This window comes from Veillonella sp. Ser01 (genome assembly GCF_053850375.1).
In genome coordinates this window covers 59,300-79,479 of the sequence record NZ_JBSPUA010000001.1, presented here as the reverse complement: position 1 = coordinate 79,479, position 20,180 = coordinate 59,300, and the positions used below count along the sequence as shown (strand labels likewise).

Sequence of the window (20,180 nt, the reverse complement as noted above, 5' to 3'; positions counted from 1 at the left end):
GGATTTTAACAATAGAAAAAAGAGAACTTAATATTTTCAAAAGAAATACTAAGTTCCCTTTCGAAATTTTCCGAACATTAGATTTTTGAAATCATCAATCGTTCGAAATCATTCGGGGTATTATTGATTAATATATACAGTCGTATATCTTGTTATTTTAATCTGCTATTTTAATCTGCTATTTTAAACTGCTATTTTGAGCTAGTTATACATATAATGCTATAATTGCCGCTTCTTTATCATCTAAACCTGTTTCAATAGCATTCATTTTTGTGGTTATATCAGCTACAAATGTTTCGTCTTTAATACCTGATAAATTAATACGTACGTTTAGGAATGCCGCCTTTACTGCAGCACGAGCATTGATTGCAGCAATGATACCATCGGTAATAAGATTTTGATTACCTTTTTTAGATGCTAACTCTGCTAAATCAAAGACTTGATAGGCTAACTCACCGATTTCAAAGGGAACCATCGCAGCATCTTTATAAGCTTGTTGAATCGCCGCTGTGCGCGTAGCCTTTTCTTCATCTGTATTCTTTGGCAAACCTAAGGCATTCATAAAGATATTAAATACATCTGCATCAGCCTGAGACAACTCTAGCATGCGATGACGAATAGATTCCGCTGTAGCTTGAAGATCTTTCATTTCAGATTGAACCTCTTCATATCCCTTTTTACCAAAGGTTAAGTTCGCCACCATTTCAGCTAATGCTGCACCAGTTGCAGCCGTTAAGGCCGCAATGGCACCACCACCTGGAGTCGGTTCTTTAGACGCAGTAGCTGCCACAAAATCTACAACACGTTGTTCTACTAAATTCATAACAAGACCTCATGTAAAAGCGATAACAAGATATCCTTGTTATCGCTTTGTCATTTCTATAAAAATATACAGGTAACACACTATATAAACGAGTGAAAGCAGACACTACCAATAGGTAGTTAAGAAAATGTGTGCTACAAAAAATTTATATTAGAATAAACCTTTAATCGTACCGTCTGCTTCGATATCCATATTAAGAGCGGCAGGACGTTTAGGAAGGCCAGGCATAACCATTACATCACCTGTGCGGCACACGATAAAGCTTGCACCATTAGCAACGCGGATATCGGATACAGTGATGGTAAAGCCTGTTGGAGCACCTAAAAGTGCTGGATTATCAGATAAGGAATATTGTGTTTTTGCCATACATACAGGTAAACGATCAAGGCCCCAATCAGCTAATTGTTTGATTTGCTTTTTAGCTTTATCTGTAAAGATAACGCCTTCGCCACCGTAAATGGTTTTAACGATTTTATTTACCTTTTCTTCTAAGCTATCTTCTAAATCATATACGAATTTAGATGTTGGTTTTGGACCTTCAAGCAATTCCACGACCTTTTTCGCCATATCAGTGCCGCCTTCGCCGCCCTTTTCCCAACATTCATTAAGTTCTACAGGTACGCCAAATTCATCGCAAAGACGAGTTAACTCAGCTATTTCTGCATCTGTATCAGTAGCAAATTTATTGATAGCCACTAAGACAGGTACGTTAAAGTAACGCATGTTCTCGATGGCTTTTTGCAAATTGCTGAAACCTTTTGTAACAGCTTCAACATTTTCTGTGCTAAGTTCTTGTTTAGGTACACCGCCATGCATTTTAAGAGCACGCAAAGTAGCTACGATAACGATTGTATCAGGGAAAATATCACCGTAACGACATTTGATGTCGAGGAACTTTTCAGCCCCCAAGTCAGCACCAAAGCCAGCTTCTGTAACTACGATGTCACCTAATTTAAGACCAAGCTTTGTAGCTACGATGGAATTACAACCATGAGCGATGTTTGCAAATGGACCACCGTGAACGATAGCTGGTGTATGTTCTAATGTTTGTACTAAATTTGGCTTGATTGCGTCTTTCATAAGAAGCGCCATCGCACCTTGGCAACCAAGTTGATGAACATAAACAGGTTCACCTGCTAAATTACACCCAATAACAATGCGACCAAAGCGTTCTTTTAAATCTTCTAGATCTTTGGCTAAGCAAAGAATAGCCATGATTTCAGAAGCAACAGTAATCATGAAGTGATCTTCACGCGGGAAGCCACACACTTTACCACCGAGGGCAACCGTTACATTACGAAGAGCACGGTCATTCATATCTAGTACACGAGTCCAAGATAATTGGCGCAAATCGATTTGCAATTCATTACCTTGATGAATGTGATTGTCGATCATAGCGGACAATAAATTATTAGCTGCTGTAATAGCGTGCATATCACCTGTAAAATGGAGGTTAATATCATCCATTGGTACAACTTGAGCATAACCGCCACCTGCAGCACCACCCTTAATGCCAAATACAGGGCCTAAGGATGGCTCACGCAATGTAGCAATAGCATTTTTACCAATTTTTTGTAAGCCTTGTACGAGACCAATACTCGTTGTAGATTTACCTTCCCCCGCTGGTGTTGGTGTAATCGCCGTAACCAGCACCAATTTACCATCAGGTTTAGATTCTAAGCGACGAATAGCATCAAAGGAAATCTTCGCTTTATAATGACCATATTGTTCAATGTCATCAGGTGTTAAACCACATTTATCAGCAATAACCTGAATCTTCTCCATTTCATTCTGTTGGGCAATCTCAATATCGCTTAACATAAAGCCTCCTCGGCACCATGGCCATCTATCAACTATATAACAACTATAAACTTACTATCTAATATTTACTATATTGATATTAATGTCTACTGTAGATGTATATTTGTACAGCTACAGTAATCTATTATATATGAAAGTATCTCTAATGTCTAATACTTATGTCTAACAATTTTAGTAATCCACCTTATATAACAGAAATATTCTTAATATAGATATGCAAACAAGAAAAAGCCCTAATGTGAAACCATCAGGGCCTTTTAGGAATTAGAGTAACTTATTTAATAAAGTTTACATGTTTATATATGTCTTCTAATACTTCATCTTTTTTCTTATTATATTCAATTTTCTTTTCTTCAAAGTAATTATGCCCTTCTGCGTCAATAGATACGATAAGAGGTCCAAACTCTTTAACCTTAAAAGTCCATAAAGTTTCACACATACCTAATTCGCGCCAATTAGCAGATTCTACCTTTTCAACTTCTGTAGCAGCAAGAACTGCGTTCCCCGCTGGGAATACACAATGTAGTGCACCAAAGTCTTTACATGCACGCGCGGTGTCTGACCCCATGCCGCCTTTACCAACAATAAGTCGTACACCTGTTTCTTTCACAAAGTCGTACTCAAATTTTTCCATCCGCATAGATGTAGTAGGTCCTACAGACACAACTTCAAACTCATTATCGCTTATAGTACGAATAATTGGTCCTGCATGGAGTATAGCACCATCTTTAATGTCAACTGGTAACGTTTGACCTTCTTCCACCACCCTGCGATGCCCCATATCTCTAGTAGTAGTAATATGACCAGTTAAATAAATCACATCGCCTGGCTTAATTCCTTCTAGATCAGATTTTTGAATAGGTGTAGTTAATATTTTCTTAGCCATTATAGTGTCACTCCTTTATGAGATTTAACGGTGCAATTACCATCTTTATCAAATACTAAATTGCCTCGACGATGATTCCAACAACCTACGCTGACAGCACAAGAAATAACAGATGGATGACGTGTACCATGTTCAATATTCACACCTAAAACAGTTTTATCCCCACCCATACCTTGAGGGCCAATACCAATTTTATTAATTCCATCTTCTAATAATTGTTCCATATAAGCAGCTTTTTCGTTAGGTGCTTTTGAAGATACAGGACGCATTAATGCCTTTTTAGATAAACCAGCCGCAGTATCAATAGTAGTAGCAATCCCTACACCTACTAAAAGTGGAGGACACGCATTTAAACCATAACTCGTCATCAAATCGAGAACAAACTTGGCAACACCTTCATAACCTTCGCCTGGCATTAATGTTTTACCAGAACCTGGCAAAGAGCACCCACCACCTGCCATGTATGGGAAAATTTCTACATCATCACGTCCAGGAATAATATCCCAGTGAATATAAGGTGCAGTTAAACCAATATTTGTACCAGTATTAAATTCGTCAAAGGTTTCCACACAATTTAGTCGCAAAGGAGCTTCTTGTGTAGCTTTATATGTAGCATCTTTTAAGATTTCCTCTAGCTCACCAATTAGAGGATAGTTAGAACCTACTTTCACCCAAAACTGTAATACACCTGTATCTTGGCATGAAGGGCGATTAAGCTGAGCTGCTAGATCCATATTATGTTGCATTGTTTCATAAATAGATTTAGCCATAGGATTTTTTTCATCCTTAGCTAATTCATGGATTTTTTCTTGTACATCATCAGGCAATACCTTTGCCATATAAGAAATGAAGTTAGCTATTTTATTTGTCATTTCTTGCACTTGTTGATCCTTCGTACTCATCGTAAACCTCCTGTAGTACTTCACTATTTAGGACTCAATAACACTGTCTACTTAAAACCTTAGTTCCTATCACTAATTACATTGTACTCTTTTTCAGAGATATAACTATCCAATTTACAAGTTTATATTTAATAGTAAAAGTCTTTTAAAATTATACAAAATCGCCCTAATCAATAAGTTCTAATACTATCGGGTATACAATTTTACCCACATACAAAAAGAAAAAGAGCACTACTTATCTGAAGTAATACTCTTTTACCATATATTTATTTACTATTATGATATATACAAAATCACCTATACCTAATGATTGTATATTTTTAAAATTAGAAAAATAACGCTATAAAGTTTACGCCATATTATCACCGCATTGAAGCTGGATAAATTAAGATGATAGTTTTCTAACAACACTCTCAAGTTGTTCCTTAACGTCCTGTAATTTTTGATTAGCCTGCTTTAATTCAAGACTATATACAGAATCAGCTCTATAGGCTACGCAAGATTGTAAGATTTCCATAATATCATTTTCTTGAGTGGAGATAATTTCCTTCCAATCATGTAGTTTTGTTTTACGCCCCATCTCTTTTGCTTGTTTACGATATTCCGATGGCGTCGTATGGAAATGTTTCTTAAAAGCCACATTAAAGGCTTTAATATCTGCAAACCCACAGCTACTTGCAATATGTGCAACCCCATCATTAGAATTGACCAAACGTACTGTCGCCTCTCGCAACCGCAAACGCAAAACATATTCAAGAAAAGAAACACCTAATTGGCGTTTAAAGAACTGAGATGTATAGTTCACATTATAACCGCCAATTTTAGCAATATCTTCTAACTCAATCTTTTGCTGATAGTTTTCATCAATGTAAGCAATCATTTTATCAAAGGTAGCTACGGTCATATCAGCAGGCTTTGTATGTACAGGGATAGTCTTAACCGCATCAATTTCACGATATATATCACTAGTCAACGATAAATAGTGACTCTCCAAATATAATTGACGATCAGGACTATCACCATTCACCATTAGTAACATCATTTGTGCTGCATGATGACGTAATGACGTAAAGAATTGATTATACCGATTACTTTTATCTGAGCGCAATACAAATTGATACATACCAAAGTTAGAATCAAAGTGTTGGAAAAACTCCTTACTTACATGAATAACAAGAGCTGTCGTATCCTCCTCTAAGGCTAATGTAGCATGACCTACTTGAGGCGATATAATAATAGTATCGAGCGGCTCCATCGTGAAAACCTCACTATTACAACTCATATCAATTCTACCTTTTAACAAGATTAGAATTTCTACGCCACTGTGCCAGTTGTAATGATACGTACTAACCTTATATATATCACTATTAAAATCTATATGATTGTGTTTATATGTATAGTGAAAATAATCCATTACACTTTTACTCCCTAAGGTAATTTCGCTCTTAACGTATTAAAAATGCACCCCTACTAATCCAAGGGATGCATTCATTATGATATATTTATTTAACGACGGTCAACAGCATCTTGAAGTTTTCTCGGGCATCGAGGCTATGAGGCACTTCAGATGGCAGGCAGCAGCTCTAATAGATACACATCAAAGGTATCTCCAGGGTGCACTTCGTGTATACCTTTCGGAATACATGCCAACGCATTAACAGTATATAATCCTAACATACTACTACTGTTAAAGTGACGGTTGGCTACAAAGCGTGGAGCGCCACCACCAAAGATTACTTTACCTTGTACATAGCGATCAAAAGCATTACGCTTAAAGATTTCTGAATCCATTACGCAGGCTACTACTGGTGTGGTCCAGTTTACCAAACCTTTATAGCGCTTTAAGGTTGGTGCTACGATTAGATGCCAGCCGTTGAAAGCAGCCCCTGGATTACCAGATAGACCAAAGATGATTTGACCTTTCGGCGTCACTGCACCATAGGATGCAGCACCTGGACGCATTTGAATGCGCTCATAAATGGATTTAGCGCCTAGTTTTTCATAAATAAGAGGCATTGTATCAAACAGCCCTACTGATACACCGCCAGAGCTAATGATAATATCGGCATCTTCACTGAGCTGTAACACATGATTAATTTCAGACTCTAATTCCTCTGGAGCATCACTGACATGATAGTGCGTAATCTTATGAAACCCTAAATCCTCCAAGAGTCCACAAATCATAGCTCTATTAGAGTTATAAATTTTACCTGGTGTTAAGCTTTCACCGGGCTCAATCACCTCATGACCTGAGGTAAGGACTAACACGCGAGGCATTGCATTGACAGCAACCTCAGTCACTCCCAGACCAGTCAAAACAGTTTGTACCGTAGTGGTTACCTCTGTTCCACAAGGAATCACAATGGTGCCAGCACTACATTCCTCACCTTGAGGGATGATATGATCGCCACATTTGTATTTACCTTGAATTGTGATTGTTGTACCAGGTTCTCCGGAGCCAACTACCTGTTCTTGCATGATAACAGTATCACATGTATCCGGTATAGGTGCGCCCGTCATAATACGTACTGCATGGCCTAGTCCAACAGGTTGTTCCCATACAACGCCGGCGCCTATAACACCGTCAACAATATACTCATTACAATCCGCGGAAAAGGCAATAGCATACCCATCCATCGCTGATTTCGAAAAGGCCGGTACATCAGTTGATGCCATAATATCCTCAGCTAATACGTACCCCTTCGCAGCCTTAACAGCAATAGTTTCAGTTTTATGAACTTGTGTTTGTAAGGCCTCATCCCATAATTGGAGTGCCTTCTCAACAGTAACGACGGCCATGTAAACTCCTCATCATTTCCTGTATGTGGCGTACCAATTTAGGTACGTCTTGATCCAATTTGCTAATTTCGATTGTAGCCACTCGCTCCATATCATCCGAGATTAGCTCTTCCGTATGTCCCTCTTGTGTAACCTCTATAATAGGGGCAATGCCTTGGGACCTTGTTTCTAGTATAACTATATCCACAGGCATAAACTGTGATATTTCATACAGATTTGATTGTTCTTTAGTGCGTATACGAATCGCTGTTTCATTAGGGCCTGCAATAGCCACCGCATCAGCACCAGCTTTATAAGAAAGGTCTGTATCGGTTCCTTCATGATCCATTTGAAAGCCGTGTTTATCACTCTTTACAACGCCTACAGAAAATCCAGCTCGTTGTAACTCAGCTACAAGGCGGGTTACTACCGTAGTCTTACCTGTTTTACGTTTTGATGCTACTACACTAATAAGCGGCACACGACGGAACTCATTTTCTGCTAATGCACGAGCCCATTGATAGTCATCATAATGATTTACATTACTTAGCTCCCAATCATAATCACTGGCATCAATAGATTCAACATGACCAATCGTATCAAGAGCATGCTGCAACGATACGTCTTGACCGGCTAGAATAGATGGAAGTAATGATACAATATGAGGCCTATAAATTCCTGCCATAGGTTCTGGCTTACCACTAGAACCAGTAGGAACTATGACATTCCAATTATTATGATTCACTTGATATAACCAATCATAATATAAATCCATAGGCATAAATGGCATATCTACAGCCATCACCGCATAGGCAGGACTCATTCCAACAGCTAGAGCACTATAAAGTCCCCCTAGAGGACCACATCGCTCAATAGAATCCCGAACAATAGAAACTTTTTTCTTTTCATCGTTCGACAACGTATCAATAATATGAGTCTGAATGGCATGTCCTAACTGATCATCATCACCAATGGAGATGATGATATCATCCACATCCGCTTCTAATCCCTTACGAAGTGCATGAGATATGAGGCTTTCACCATTAACCCAAGGCAATAATGCCTTAGGTTGCCCCATTCGAGAACTCAAACCACCAGCCAAAATAATTAAACCTAATTTATCCACGACGTCCTAAACCTCGTTTAACACCTTGGTAAATGAATAGTAAAACAACAATATTTAAAATCCCATCTGGCACCATATAAGAAGCGTTATAAATCATGGAGTAAATCCATGGATTTTGACCTTGAGGTGCATAGCTAGCGAACACAACGGCACCGCTCACAACAGTGGCGACCCAGCGCAATGCAATACCAACAATAGAACCTGTAATGAGTCCAGAAATAGAATCTTTGAAGTAACCACATACACCTATGGCACCATAAGCAACTAGATAATCCAATATAATACTTAAATAGTGTACAGATGATTTAAAGCCTAAAATAAAATGTAAAATACCATATACGACGCCAGCAAAAATTCCCCGTGCACCACCCCAACGATAGGCATAAATCATGAGCGGCACTAAAGCTGCAGCCTTAATAGAGCCTCCTTGAGGCATATGAAAAATCGTAATAAAGGATAATACTTGAGCAATTGCAATCGCCACACCTGCTTCTGCAAGCATGCGAGTTTTGGACTGATCCATGTCAATCAACCTCCTTTTACCATATATATTAATGTATATAACTTGCATAATCTACTTGTATTGTACTACAGTTCGTTTCTGAGTCCAAACAAAATATTCGGAACGTATTGAAAATTTTACGCGACTCTTGTATAATGGTACAGGTTCAATTTGTAATACTCGAAGGAGATATAGAAAATATGATTAATACAACGAACATCTTTGATTATGAAGACGTGCAATTAATTCCTAATAAATGTATCGTAACTAGCCGTAGCGAATGTGATACACATGTTAAATTAGGTAATCGCACATTCCGCTTGCCAGTAGTTCCTGCAAATATGCAAACTATTATCGACGAAGAATTGGCAGAAAAATTAGCTCGTGAAGGTTATTTCTATATCATGCATCGTTTCCAACCAGAACGTCGTATGGACTTTGTAAAACGCATGCACGACCTTAATTTATATTCTTCTATTTCTATTGGTGTAAAACCAGAAGAATTTGCTTTAGTTGATGAATTCAAAAAAGCAAACTTAACACCTGAATACATTACAATCGATATTGCACATGGTCACTCCAACGCTGTAATCGATATGATTCAATACATCAAAAAGAACTTGCCTGGAACTTTCGTTATCGCTGGTAACGTAGGTACACCAGAAGCAGTTCGTGAACTTGAAAATGCTGGTGCAGATGCAACTAAAGTTGGTATCGGTCCTGGTAAAGTTTGTATCACTAAATTAAAAACTGGCTTTGGTACTGGTGGTTGGCAATTGGCTGCTGTTCGCTGGTGCGCAAAAGCAGCTACTAAACCTATCATCGCTGACGGTGGTATCCGCGATCATGGCGACATCGCTAAATCCATTCGCTTTGGCGCTACTATGGTTATGATCGGTTCCCTCTTTGCGGGTCACGAAGAATCCCCAGGGGAAGAAAAAATCGTTGATGGTAAAGCAGTAAAAGAATACTTTGGTTCTGCTTCTGAGTTCCAAAAAGGGGAACGCAAAAACGTAGAAGGTAAAAAAATCTTCATCGATTCCAAAGGTTCTATCTTTGATACATTAGTTGAAATGGAACAAGATTTGCAATCTGCTATTTCTTACGCTGGTGGTACTACTCTACAAGCAATTCGCAAAGTAGACTATGTACTTGTTAAAAACTCCATCTTCAATGGCGATCGCTAATATAATATTTGGGCATATGCTAAAAGCCACAGGTTCACCCTGTGGCTTTTTTGTATCTCCTTTACATTCACTATAAGGAATACTATATGTTTAAAAGCGTAATATTACTATAAAAAAATTAGCCCCAAAGACATTCAATCTTTAGGGCTATTATTTAAGCTTCAGCTTCTTTTGATTTGTCCATCAACATATAAGCGTATTTACTAATACCTGCACTCACTACAAGTAATGCTGTTAATACGATAAATGCAACAGTAAGACTTGTGCCATGAGCAATAAAACCAATCAATGCTGGTCCCATCAAAATCCCCATATAGCCAAGCATGGTAGATGTTGCCACAGCTTGTGTCATAGGAATTACATTTTGTTCCCCCATGGCAGAGAATAAGTTTGGTACTACCATAGCTAAGGAAATACCAAGCAATAAATACGTATACATAGAGCCATAGCCAGGTAAGAATACGATAAGCCCCATTGCAATAGCACCTAACAAATAACCGCCAACAACAACTTGTTTAGATGTCAAATGTTTACCAATTGTATTCCCAAGCAAACGGCCGATACACATGGTACCGTTAAATAACATAACGCCCATAACGGCTTCTTCGATAACGATACCTTTATCTTCGAATAAGTATAATGCACTCCAATCCCCTACTGCACCTTCAACTAAGTAAGATACAAAGGACAAGAGACCAAAGATAATAGCAATTGGATGGAACGATAATGGACTTTTCGATTTCTTAGTAACCTTTGCATTTGGATCACTACCAAAGGTTAGCATAAATTGACTGACTATAACCATGGCAATGAATAATACGATGAGAAGTCCCCAAATACTTTCATTAACAGGTAGGGACAATATTTTTAAAAGGACAAGCAAAACGCCAGCACCGGCAAAGCCACCTAAGCTCCACCCACCATGATAGGCACCCATCAAGTGCTTTTTGCTCACCTTTTCAGTTAAAATGGCTTGTAAATTAGCCGATGCCGCACTTAGGCCTGTACCAAGGCCAAAGAAGAATAAAGCAGCTGTTGTAGTAGCAATGGTAGAACACATGGTAATAACAGCAAGAGATAACATACCAATAAAACTAGCCAATAAAACGACTTTTTTGCATCCAAAGGTCTCTACAAGCTTACCTGCTATAGCCATGGATAAACAAGAACCTAAACCAAGCACTAAAATCATGGAACCTAATACATCTTCACCAATGCTAAGCTTCGCTTTTAAATATGGTACAAAACCAGCCCATAAAGCTGTATACATACCAGGGATAAAAAATGCCCCAAAGGCACCACGAATATTTGCTGTTGAAATAGAAACTTGATTGTTCATTACATCCTTTCTGGCTTCTAGAACCGTTCGGCGAAGAAAGGCCCTTTTTTATCCGCAAAGCGCTAAAACTTGCATCATTGCAGGAAACCATTTTAATTACATATGATTTAATCTTGGAATATAATAACCCTCTTTACGTTACATGTAAAGAGGGTTTTCTAATTTTAAACTAAACTTAAAAAGCAATATAAAGTATATCTGATTAAATATAACTAATTAGTCTTTTAGATGATAGTTAGTAAAGGAGACATATCCCCACACAGCTAGTAAGTAAGGCCACAAGAACAGGTACAGCAGTTCGTTTAAGTAAGTCTACTGACTTAATATGCGCCACGCCTGCTACGCCGACCATTACAGGACTAATAGGGCTAAGGAATAAGCCTAGGCTTGCACCGTTTTGCATACCAAGCATAGTAGTAATCGGATCAAGGCCTAGATGAGCTACGATATTAGGTACTAGTGGAACCAAAGTAAATAATGGCGCTACATTGCTACCTGTCACCATGCTAAGGCCTAACATACCGCCCCCTAGCACAGAGGTAAGTCCTATGGAGTTAAGAGATAATGTTTGAAGTGCCCCAAGCAAGGATTCAATAAGACCTAAACTCACTAGTCCTTGTGCAAAGATTTGTCCCCCTATAATAAGTGTCACTGCATAAGAGAACTGGTTCCCCATACCTTCAAAGAAAATCGTTGTACTTTTAAGAACTGTACGCAGATTTCGATGACGAATTAATTCAGCTAATAGAGCTATACCAAAGGCAAGCATCATAGCAAGGGTAACATTCATCTTCACCCCGGGAAAGCCATATTGACTAAAGCCCAAGATAAAACACAACGGTAATAATGGGAATATCATATACGGCTTAGGCCCAATTGGCGCCTCTGGAATACTTTCACAAGCACCTATAGCCTTAGGTTCCTCCACTCGATCACGATATTTCTGCCAGAAAAAGTGTGCTACAGCCGTCACAATGGCGACTAAGAAATAAAGACGCAACTGGTAGCCTACAAAATAGTTTGGCACGGGCATATTCAAGACCTTTGCAATCAACAACGTAGACACAGCACCAGGGCCCACATCCATGAGCTGTCCCGTAGCAATAACCGCTGCCGCCCCTACAGGGCTTACACCTAATCGAAGTAACACAGGATACATAGTGACCATCATAAGGAGTGCAAGGCTCAATGGATTAGGTACACAAATAGACAGTCCCATATTGAGTAGAAACATAAGGGCTAGCACAATGTACGGCCGATTTAGACGATATAAAGGTCGGATAAGTGTATGTGCCAATCTCGTTCCTGCCCCGATATACTCCATATATTTTGCATAACCTGCACAGGTCATAATCATAAGTCCCAGATTGACTATGTTATTTGATGTCGTTATTCTTACGATATCCATTGCATCAAATATGAGAACTCCTGTGGATTGGTCACCAACTAATATGGCATCAATCCAGCTCGCCTCATAAGCGATGAACATCATAAGAATTCCTAAGCCAATCAAAATAGGCTGTGGCTGGTAGCGCTTCATCAATAAAAAGCCTGTAATAGCAATTATGATGAGACATATAACTATATTCATAAGTACCTCTCATAGAGAATGTATTTATTTATGTTCTTGTAACCATTGAATAGCATATTCAGCATATACGGCAGATGCCGCAGATAGTACGGTATCATCCATATTAAATCTATTATTATGATGATCGTAGGTAGCCTCGATTGCTGGGTTTTGAATCCCAATAAAAGCAAAGCAACCTGGCTTATCTTGTAAGTACCACGCAAAATCTTCTCCTGGCATTACTTTACGCATTTTAGAAAGCTTGTCTTTACCTAATGTATCAACAACAACGCGTTCCGCCAATTCACTAGCTTCTGGATCATTAATGGTAGGTGGTACTTTTTTTACATACTCTAATGTAGCAGTAGCACCATAGGCTTCAGCAGTATGTTCTACTACGCGTCGTATGGATTCAACATAGTACTCTTCTTGATCTGGGTCAAAGAATCGAATAGTTCCCCCCATTTTAGCTTCACCGGGGATAACATTCCATTCAGATCCAGAGTGAATATTACCAATAGTGAGTACAAGAGAATCTAAGGCACTAACATTACGAGACACTACGGTTTGCAAGTTCACGACGATAGCACTAGCTACTACAATGGCATCAATTGCTTGATGTGGCTGTGCACCATGGCCTTGTTTGCCTTTTACATTGATAGTAATTTGGCTACTTGCAGCCATACGAGGTCCTTCCTCTACAGAGATAAGACCTGCTGGCAAGTCGATCCACACGTGACCGCCAAAGATAGCATCCACCTTATCGTACCAGTCGCCAAATTTGATGAAGTCTGGTGCCCCTGCCCCTGTCTCCTCAGCAGGTTGGAATGCTAAATATACATCGCCTTCGATGCGGTCTTTCATAGACATTAACATTTTTGCAGCGCCTAACAAAATAGCCATATGACCATCGTGACCACAGGCGTGCATTTTGCCTTCAGTTTCTGATTTATAGTCTACTGTATTATGTTCGTGAACAGGCAATGCATCAATATCAGCGCGCAACGCGATAGCCTTGCCAGGTTTATCACCGTGGATGATACCAACTAAGCCGATGCCACGCTCTGTATCTACATGAACCTCTACGCCCATAGATTCTAATTCTTTAGCCAGTGTTTTAGTTGTTTCAAACTCTTCATTGCTCAGCTCTGGATGTTTATGAAAATATCTACGCCAATCTTGAACGTAGCCTTTATATTGTTCGATTAAATCGCGACTATGCATGGTATCGCCTCCTTATAAAATCCCATAATCAAGGGGAATAACAGGGTAAAAGTAAAAGAAAACGACAGGCATCGCCATGTCGTTTTCTTTATGTCTTATCGGTTGCGTAATACTGCTTGTACCGCCAAGGATACAACAGCTGTTGCAACTGCCACAGCAGCCGTAATTTTTGCTGTTGTGAAAAGCTCTTCTTTTGTAGGTTTTGCTTTTGTAGCAATATCTAATGTTTTTGCTACAGCAGGAACCAATACTTCGTTACGTAAGGATTCTGTATTCATATTTACTCCTCCAATATAGACTGTTTCTTCTAGGGTAACACGAATGAGAACTAAAGTCTATATATTCATCGATTTATTTCAATGATTATACGGTTACGCAACTATTTTAAATGATATTTATGAAAGTTATCCTTAACATTATTTTGCCGCTAACTCTTCAATAGCTTCAGCTACAATAGCAATCGCTTTTTCCAATTGATCTTGAGGAATATTAAGAGCTGGTAAAAGACGTACTTTATTTTTCGCAGACAAGCATACAACGCCCTTTTCAAGACATTTTGCAATGACTGCTTTTGGATCTACTGTAGTTTCAATACCAAGCATAAGGCCCATGCCGCTTACACCTAGAATACCAGGTTTGCCTGCTAAAGTAGCTTTTACATAGTCCCCTTTTGCTTTTACAGAATCTAAGAATTCTGGTGTTAAACGATTAATGATAGTATTGCCTGCTGCCGCACAGATTGGATTGCCCCCAAAGGTTGTAGCATGTGCACCAGCATTTAACACATATTGCATCTTTTCATTGAATAATGTAGCCCCCATAGGAAGGCCACCTGCTAAACCTTTTGCAGTAGATACTACATCTGGCTCAATACCAAATTGTTGGTATGCATATAGACTGCCCGTACGACCATTACCAGTTTGTACTTCATCGATTAACACGAGTTGATCATGTTCATGAGCATATTTTGTTACTGCTTGCACGAACTCTTTGTCCAATGGCATAACACCACCTTCACCTTGAATAGGTTCCATCATGATGGCACAAACTGCTGCATTATCAAGAGCTTTTAATGCCGCATCAATATCATTAGCAGGTGTATGAATAAAGCCTTCTGTAAATGGGAAGAAATGTTGATGGAATACATCTTGGCCTGTAGCAGACAAGGTAGTAATAGTACGACCATGGAAGCTATTAACCAAGGTGACGATGACATGACGACCTTCACCGTATTTGTCATGACTATATTTACGAGCTGCTTTGATGGCACATTCATTAGACTCTGCACCAGAGTTAGAGAAGAATACCTTCTTCATACCTGTTTTAGCGCACAGTTGTTTTGCCAATTCAATTTGTGGCAAAGAATAGTATAAATTTGAAATGTGGTTCAACGCATGAGATTGCTTTGTTACCGCCTCTGTCCATTCATCATCATCAACCCCAAAGGCTGTTACACCGATACCAGATCCAAGGTCGATGTATTCTTTACCGTCTACGTCCCATAAAAGGGATCCTTTACCCTTTTCAAAACATACGTTAAACCGGCCATACGTATTGGCTATATATTCTTTATCTTGTTGTTCAAAATCGATTGTATTACTCATTATATCCTCCAAACGTACGGTCGTGCCGTCGTCTATCTATATGAAAGGTAACGATAGTAATAAACAATTACCATCGTTATACCTACTATATTACTTTACAAACATGGTGCCAAGACCTTCATCAGTTAATAGCTCGATAAGAATGGCATGTGGAATCTCACCATTGATGATAAACACCTTTTGAGCTCCTGATTTAATGGCCTCTAAGCAGCAATCCACTTTTGGAATCATACCGCCAGCGATAATACCCTCTACTTTTAATTGATCCGCCTCTGCCATAGTGATTTTAGAGATTAGAGAACTAGGATCATGCACATCTCGTAATACACCATCAATGTTAGTCATGGCCACCATGGTTTCTGCCTTAAGGGCACCGGCAATTTTTGCGGCTACCGTATCAGCATTGATATTATATGTCTTGCCATCAGCCCCCATACCAATGGAAGAAATGACAGGAATATATCCTCTACTGATAACATCATCGATAATGCTTGTATCAATAGTATCTATGGATCCTACGTACCCAAGCTCATCATTTTGCTTATGAACTTGAATCATATTCCCATCAACGCCACAAAGACCAACAGCTTTACCGCCAAGGTCTGTTAAATCTGCTACAAGGCCTTTATTAACCTTACCAGCTAATACCATTTGTACTACATCCATTGTCGCTTCATCTGTGACACGCAATCCGTTTGCAAAATGGGATTCAATTTTCATGGCATCTAGTGTGCTATTAATAGCTGGACCACCGCCATGAACGAGCACAACTTTTACCCCTACCAATTGAAGTAGCATTAAATCCTTCATAACGGATTTTTTTAATTCTTCATCAATCATAGCATTGCCGCCGTATTTAACGACAACATACTGATCTGTATACTGTTTTATATATGGAACGGCCGCCGTTAGTATCTGCGCCCGCATTGCATTTGATACATTCTTCATTGTGTTACCTCTATCCCAATGCTAATCCAGTCTCTTCTGACAAACCTAAAGCAATGTTCATACATTGAACAGCAGCACCAGATGCTCCTTTGCCTAAATTATCGAAAATAGCATGAATCATAATGCGTTCATCGTTGCCAGTCACATAGATTTTCATGCTATCCGTGTTGCTCAATTGATTTGCATTTAACATGCCTGTATTACTGTTCTCAGTAAACGGTACGACAATAATAATCGGGCTACCTTTATAAAAGTTTTCCAATGCCTGTTGCACTGTATCAATGCTTATTGGCTTTTGACATAAACGACTGTGAATGCCTACCGTTACTTCCATGCCAGAATAATAATCGTCAACGATAGGAATAAAAATAGGTGCTTCACTAAGACCACATACATGTTGTACCTCAGGCAAGTGCTTATGTTGTTGACTAAGACCATATTGACGCGGTGCATAGAGAAAATAATCCTTCGGTTCACTTTCATATTGGCCAATCATCTTTTTACCACCACCGCTATAGCCTGTTAAGGATGTGATAGTGAAAGGATACTCTGTTGGTACAAGACCAGCTTTTACAAGAGGTGCAATACAAGCAATCATTCCACTCGCATGACAACCAGGGTTAGCAATATGTTTTTTAGTAGCGATGGCTGTTTTATAATCCGTACCGAGCTCTGGGAACCCATAGGCCCAATCATCAGCCGTTCTAAAGGCAGTAGATGTATCAATGACCTTACAAGGTAATTCACCGATAGCGGCCATGATTTCTTTAGATGCCGCATCAGGCAAGCAGAGAAATACAATATCTGCCTCTTTAGCTACCTCTTTAATAGCCTCTACATTTTTACGATCCTCATCAGCTGTAGCTAATAGCTCTATATCTTTTCTATCGGATAACCGTTCATGAATTCTTAAACCTGTTGTGCCTTCATGACCGACAATAAATACTTTATAGGGTGTCATAGTAAACCTCAATTCTCACCTATTGGTGACTCACACCTATTTATACAGCTCTCAGTTATTACTTTCAGCGATTATAAATAGGAAACAAACTATACCATACATCACCTTCTAGGGAGATGAAATTATTTCAATGGATAGTCACTAAATGTAGCAACCATAACGGCCTTAATCGTATGGAGACGATTTTCGGCTTCTTGGAATGCTAAGGAGTTTGGACCTTCAAATACCTCTTCCGTTACCTCGATACCATTCATGCCGAACCGTTCAAAGATATCTTTACCTACTTGAGTTTCCGTATTGTGGAATGCTGGCAAGCAGTGACAGAATTTGGTATTTGGATTACCTGTTAATGCCATCATTTCAGCGTTAACTTGGAATGGTTTAAACGTATTGATACGTTCTTCCCACATATCGTATGTATCACCCATAGTTACCCATACACCTGTATAGATTACATCTAAGCCTTTAACACCTTCAGCTACGTTCTCTGTACATGTAATGGTAGCACCTGTTTCTTTTGCCACTTTCAAACATTCTTCATAGAATGGACCGGCTGGCCAGTATTGTTTAGGACCGATAAGTCTAAAGTCCATACCCATTTTAGCGGCACCACTCATCAAAGCGTTGCACATATTAGATTGACCATGACCCACATAAGCATAAGAGATTTCATTCAATGGTTTATCAATATTTTCTTGAAGCGTCAAAAAATTCGCTAATGTTTGTGTTGGGTGGTCCATATCGGTAAGGCCATTCCAAACAGGTACGCCAGAATAATCAGCGAGTGTATCTACATCGGCTTGATCAAAACCTCTAAACTCGATAGCATCATACATAGATCCTAGAACACGAGCTGTATCTTTTAAGGATTCCTTTTTATTCATTTGGGAACCTGTGGGGCCAAGATATGTTGTATGAGCACCTTGATCCGCAGCACCTACTTCAAAGGCACAACGTGTCCGTGTGGAGTCTTTTTCAAAAATTAATGCAAAGTTTTTACCTACCAATGTTTTGATTTCTTTGCCTGCTTTTTTATCGGCTTTTAATTTTGCGGCCAAGTCCAAGAAGTATTTAATTTCTTCTGGTGTGTATTGAAGCATTGTTTTAAATGATGTATGTTGTAAACTTTTCATGATAACCTCTTATTTCAAACTACTTATTTAACGACTTCTCTTGTAAAAATTCGGCGGCAATAGCAGCCATCATTGTTATACCAGGTTCCAGAATGCTTTCATCAATGGTAAAAGCCTCATTATGCAAGGCTGGATTACCTTCAAATCCAGTACCTAACCAAAGGAAAGCACCTTTTATTTTATGAAGATATGCGGAGAAGTCCTCTGCTGCCATAGACGGAAATTCAGGATGGACCACAGCTTCTTTACCAAGATATTTCTCTACAATAGATGTGGCATAATCGATGGCGTCTGGATTGTTGATAGTAGCGCCATGACCACGTTTATAATCTAAGGTACTCTTTGTTTTTAATAACATGTCGAGAGCTTGTAAACTTTCACCAAGACGTCGTTCAATATAATCTCGTTTCGCAGGTTCATAGGTACGACAAGTGCCCTCTAGATACACATCCCCGCAGCCTACGTTATATCGGTCACCACCATTGATGACACCGATGGTGCATACAAGATTTTCCATTGGATTCGTTTCGCGAGCAACTATAGATTCTACATTTACAATCCAGTTTGCTGCAGCTACGATGGCATCCACCCCATTATGAGGCTCCGCACCGTGGGTCGATTTTCCTTTAATATGTACGAAAAAATGATCCGATGCAGCCATCAAATTACCTTTTTTTAGACCTACCGTACCAACCGGTAATTGTGGCCATACATGAAGGCCATATATTTCATCTACATCATCAAGAATGCCGCTATCTACAATACCTTGTGCACCTGGGAATAATGCTTCCTCTTCGGAAGGCTGGAATACGAGCTTTACGGTGCCATGCAATTGGTCTTTAATAGACTGTAAAATGGCTGCTGCACCAAGCAAAATCGCAATGTGGCTATCATGACCACAAGCATGCATAACACCGTCATTTTCTGATGCAAATGGCAATCCAGTAGTTTCATGTATAGGTAAGGCATCTATATCAGCACGCAATGCAATGACTGGTCCAGGTTGAGCCCCTTCGATTTTACCGATAACGGCATAATCAGAAACATCATTTACAAAAGGAATACCTAATTCACCAAGAATCTTTTGAATAAATAAGGATGTATTTTTTTCATCACCAGATAATTCTGGATGACTATGAATATGTCTACGCCATACAACAACTTGTTCTTTATATTGTGCGGCATATTTCTTAATCAAATCTTGTAATGTGCTCATTACTCTATCTCCTTTATACACTATATGCATATTTCATACATCATTCGTGTATTTTTATAACCTATGTACGTATTATAATACTATCACTCGTTTTATTCAAGTTTTATACAAAATTTCTGTATTTTTATTTGTTATACTATAAATTAATTTTTATCATAGT

At 39.0% G+C, this 20,180-nt stretch carries 18 protein-coding genes; 1 reads left to right on the top strand and 17 read right to left on the bottom strand.

Annotated features, from left to right (window positions below; all coding sequences use genetic code 11):
- Positions 1 to 205: 205 nt before the first annotated feature.
- The 8 genes from ACWTVK_RS00370 to thiT all read right to left on the bottom strand — a co-directional run bounded on the left by ACWTVK_RS00370 (position 206) and on the right by thiT (position 8,859).
- Positions 206 to 823 (bottom strand): cyclodeaminase/cyclohydrolase family protein, encoded by a 618-nt coding sequence (locus ACWTVK_RS00370; RefSeq protein WP_456045600.1) that lies wholly within the window; start codon positions 821 to 823, stop codon positions 206 to 208.
- 150 nt (positions 824 to 973) lie between these two features.
- Complete coding sequence (locus ACWTVK_RS00365) at positions 974 to 2,644, bottom strand: formate--tetrahydrofolate ligase (RefSeq protein ID WP_456045599.1); 1,671 nt, start codon at positions 2,642 to 2,644, stop codon at positions 974 to 976.
- A 274-nt stretch (positions 2,645 to 2,918) separates the two neighbouring features.
- Positions 2,919 to 3,530, bottom strand: a complete 612-nt coding sequence (gene ttdB, locus ACWTVK_RS00360; RefSeq protein ID WP_456045598.1) for a L(+)-tartrate dehydratase subunit beta — start codon at positions 3,528 to 3,530, stop codon at positions 2,919 to 2,921.
- On the bottom strand, positions 3,530 to 4,432 hold the full coding sequence (gene ttdA, locus ACWTVK_RS00355; RefSeq protein ID WP_295817085.1) for a L(+)-tartrate dehydratase subunit alpha: 903 nt from the start codon (positions 4,430 to 4,432) through the stop codon (positions 3,530 to 3,532). Before ttdA ends, ttdB begins: the two co-directional genes overlap by 1 nt.
- A 385-nt stretch (positions 4,433 to 4,817) precedes the next feature.
- Complete coding sequence (locus ACWTVK_RS00350) at positions 4,818 to 5,846, bottom strand: AraC family transcriptional regulator (RefSeq protein ID WP_456045597.1); 1,029 nt, start codon at positions 5,844 to 5,846, stop codon at positions 4,818 to 4,820.
- 149 nt (positions 5,847 to 5,995) lie between these two features.
- The gene (locus ACWTVK_RS00345) at positions 5,996 to 7,231 is read right to left on the bottom strand and encodes a molybdopterin molybdotransferase MoeA (RefSeq protein WP_456045596.1); all 1,236 of its coding nucleotides are present in this window, start codon (positions 7,229 to 7,231) and stop codon (positions 5,996 to 5,998) included.
- Positions 7,212 to 8,336: a molybdopterin-guanine dinucleotide biosynthesis protein B gene (gene mobB, locus ACWTVK_RS00340; protein ID WP_456045595.1), complete on the bottom strand. Its 1,125-nt coding sequence runs from the start codon at positions 8,334 to 8,336 to the stop codon at positions 7,212 to 7,214. The genes ACWTVK_RS00345 and mobB overlap by 20 nt, the downstream gene beginning before the upstream one ends.
- A complete protein-coding gene (gene thiT, locus ACWTVK_RS00335; RefSeq protein ID WP_456045594.1) occupies positions 8,329 to 8,859 on the bottom strand; it encodes an energy-coupled thiamine transporter ThiT in 531 nt (176 codons plus the stop codon). The genes mobB and thiT overlap by 8 nt, the downstream gene beginning before the upstream one ends.
- A gap of 179 nt (positions 8,860 to 9,038) precedes the next feature.
- Here thiT and ACWTVK_RS00330 point away from each other — a divergent pair, with 179 nt between their 5' ends.
- A complete protein-coding gene (locus ACWTVK_RS00330) occupies positions 9,039 to 10,025 on the top strand; it encodes a GMP reductase (protein WP_039969037.1) in 987 nt (328 codons plus the stop codon).
- Positions 10,026 to 10,179: 154 nt separating this feature from the next.
- Here ACWTVK_RS00330 and ACWTVK_RS00325 read toward each other — a convergent pair whose 3' ends face one another.
- The 9 genes from ACWTVK_RS00325 to ACWTVK_RS00285 form a co-directional block, all read right to left on the bottom strand.
- Positions 10,180 to 11,364, bottom strand: coding sequence for an MFS transporter (locus ACWTVK_RS00325; protein WP_456045593.1), 1,185 nt, complete (start codon positions 11,362 to 11,364; stop codon positions 10,180 to 10,182).
- 235 nt (positions 11,365 to 11,599) lie between these two features.
- Positions 11,600 to 12,955: a C4-dicarboxylate transporter DcuC gene (gene dcuC, locus ACWTVK_RS00320; RefSeq protein ID WP_456045592.1), complete on the bottom strand. Its 1,356-nt coding sequence runs from the start codon at positions 12,953 to 12,955 to the stop codon at positions 11,600 to 11,602.
- A 24-nt stretch (positions 12,956 to 12,979) separates the two neighbouring features.
- Complete coding sequence (locus ACWTVK_RS00315) at positions 12,980 to 14,158, bottom strand: M20 metallopeptidase family protein (RefSeq protein ID WP_456045591.1); 1,179 nt, start codon at positions 14,156 to 14,158, stop codon at positions 12,980 to 12,982.
- 95 nt (positions 14,159 to 14,253) lie between these two features.
- Entirely contained in the window at positions 14,254 to 14,436 is a 183-nt protein-coding gene (locus tag ACWTVK_RS00310; protein WP_005385822.1) for a hypothetical protein, read from the bottom strand.
- A 138-nt stretch (positions 14,437 to 14,574) separates the two neighbouring features.
- Positions 14,575 to 15,762, bottom strand: coding sequence for an acetylornithine/succinylornithine family transaminase (locus tag ACWTVK_RS00305; RefSeq protein ID WP_456045590.1), 1,188 nt, complete (start codon positions 15,760 to 15,762; stop codon positions 14,575 to 14,577).
- A gap of 90 nt (positions 15,763 to 15,852) precedes the next feature.
- On the bottom strand, positions 15,853 to 16,710 hold the full coding sequence (argB, locus tag ACWTVK_RS00300; RefSeq protein WP_456045589.1) for an acetylglutamate kinase: 858 nt from the start codon (positions 16,708 to 16,710) through the stop codon (positions 15,853 to 15,855).
- A gap of 10 nt (positions 16,711 to 16,720) precedes the next feature.
- Positions 16,721 to 17,671: an N-acetyl-gamma-glutamyl-phosphate reductase gene (gene argC, locus ACWTVK_RS00295; protein WP_456045588.1), complete on the bottom strand. Its 951-nt coding sequence runs from the start codon at positions 17,669 to 17,671 to the stop codon at positions 16,721 to 16,723.
- A 122-nt stretch (positions 17,672 to 17,793) separates the two neighbouring features.
- Complete coding sequence (argF, locus tag ACWTVK_RS00290; RefSeq protein WP_456045587.1) at positions 17,794 to 18,804, bottom strand: ornithine carbamoyltransferase; 1,011 nt, start codon at positions 18,802 to 18,804, stop codon at positions 17,794 to 17,796.
- 19 nt (positions 18,805 to 18,823) lie between these two features.
- Positions 18,824 to 20,020: a M20 metallopeptidase family protein gene (locus tag ACWTVK_RS00285; protein ID WP_456045586.1), complete on the bottom strand. Its 1,197-nt coding sequence runs from the start codon at positions 20,018 to 20,020 to the stop codon at positions 18,824 to 18,826.
- Positions 20,021 to 20,180 lie beyond the last annotated feature (160 nt).